General features: G+C 66.3%; 2 protein-coding genes and 1 pseudogene. All 3 read left to right on the forward strand.

Features of this window, described 5'->3' with window-relative positions; all coding sequences use genetic code 11:
- Positions 1-398: 30S ribosomal protein S6 (gene rpsF, locus GSQ79_RS13580; protein ID WP_158809241.1), on the forward strand; the 398-nt coding region annotated here is incomplete at its 5' end.
- Positions 398-643, forward strand: a complete 246-nt coding sequence (gene rpsR, locus GSQ79_RS13585; RefSeq protein ID WP_158809242.1) for a 30S ribosomal protein S18 — start codon at positions 398-400, stop codon at positions 641-643. The genes rpsF and rpsR, both read left to right, overlap by 1 nt.
- Before the next feature lie 141 nt (positions 644-784).
- A pseudogene (locus tag GSQ79_RS13590) lies at positions 785-1,301 on the forward strand (hypothetical protein); the annotation flags it as partial.

Genomic DNA, 1,301 nt, shown 5'->3' on the forward strand with positions numbered 1-1,301 from the left:
CCGCCCAACAGGTGGAAGCGCTGACCGAAAGCTACAAGCAGATCGTCGAAGGTCTTGGCGGCAAGTTCGCGAAGGTCGAATATTGGGGCGTCAAGTCCCTTGCCTACCGGATCAAGAAGAACCGCAAGGCGCATTTCTCCCTCATCAACATCGACGCGCCTCCGGCCGCCATCACCGAGATGGAACGCCAGATGGGCATCAACGAAGACGTGCTGCGCTTCATCACCATCCGCATGGAAGAGCATGAAGACGGCCCGTCCGCGATGATGCGCAAGCGCGAAGACGATGACCGTGGTGATCGCGGCGACCGCGGCCCGCGTGGCCCGCGTGGCGATCGTCCGCCGCGCCGTCCGCGTGACGATGCCGGTCCCGCCCCGCATGAAGATGGAGCATTCTGATGGCTACCACCACAGGCGGCGCCCGCCGCCCCTTCTTCCGTCGTCGCAAGACCTGCCCGTTCTCCGGCCCCAGCGCGCCGAAGATCGATTACAAGGACACGCGTCTGCTCTCGCGTTACATCTCCGAGCGCGGCAAGATCGTCCCATCGCGCATCACCGCCGTCTCGGCGAAGAAGCAGCGTGAGCTCGCCCAGGCGATCAAGCGCGCCCGCTTCCTGGGGCTGCTGCCCTACGTGATCCGCTAAGCGATCGTACCGTCGGAGCGCGATCCCCGCGCTTCGATCCCCGCACCGGCCTCGGCCGGTGCGTCTTCTTCATGTTGGGGCCGGCGCGGCACTGTTCCGCGACTTGCCTCTAACCGCCAACGGCGCGGGACAGCGGACCACATGCGACCGATCTTTGCCAAAATATCCAGCGTCGTCATCCTGGCCGCCATCGGTGGCGGGCTAGCCTCGGCACTGCTGTCGATGCTGACGGTGCAGAAGACCTCGCTGGCCCTGGCGATGGGCTTCATTTCGCCGCTTCCGATCATGCTGGCCGCCCTGTCCTTCGGCTCGGTCGCCGGCTTCGCCGCCGCGATCATCGGCGCCCTGGCTGTCGGCCTGCTCGATGTGCGCGACGGCGGCCTTGCCCTTTTCCAGCTCAGCGACATCAACGCCGCCAGCATGGATGCGCTGGTCTTCGCCATCAGTCTCGGCCTGCCCTCCTGGCTGCTCGCGCGGATCGCTTCCTCGACCAAGATCGTCGCGCCGACGGTCCCGGCCGCCGACCAGCGCAAGCTCGGCCTCATCGTCGCGTCGGCGGCCGGCTTCGCGATCATCAGCGTCGCGCTGGATTTCGCCACCACCATCGCGAGTCACGGCGGCTTCCGCGCGACGATGGACATGATGACCCAGCGGATCG

Source organism: Beijerinckia sp. L45 (assembly GCF_009765775.1).
In the GTDB taxonomy this organism is placed as follows: Bacteria; Pseudomonadota; Alphaproteobacteria; order Rhizobiales; family Beijerinckiaceae; genus RH-AL1.